1 tRNA gene is annotated in these 255 nt (G+C 43.9%); it reads right to left on the bottom strand.

Annotation, left to right across the window (positions count from 1 at the left end):
• Positions 1–9 precede the first annotated feature (9 nt).
• Positions 10–83 (bottom strand) — tRNA-Ile (locus tag SKC35_RS11415).
• Positions 84–255 lie beyond the last annotated feature (172 nt).

Genomic DNA, 255 nt, shown 5'->3' with positions numbered 1-255 from the left:
TTTTTCTTGTGGGCCTGCGTGGACTCGAACCACGGACCTCTACATTATCAGTGTAGCGCTCTAACCACCTGAGCTACAAGCCCGCTTAATCCTTACTTAAATCTTTTTGAAAGCTGCTCTCTTTCGAACAGGTTTCCTTTAAGCGTGTGATAAAAACAAAGAAGATGAATAAACACTAATGTGTCTACCCGAAAATAATAGCTTCTCCAGAAAGGAGGTGTTCCAGCCACACCTTCCGGTACGGCTACCTTGTTA

This window comes from Aquirufa originis, from assembly GCF_042714495.1.
Taxonomy (GTDB): Bacteria; Bacteroidota; Bacteroidia; order Cytophagales; family Spirosomataceae; genus Aquirufa; species Aquirufa originis.
This window is presented reverse-complemented; position numbering and strand designations above follow the sequence as displayed.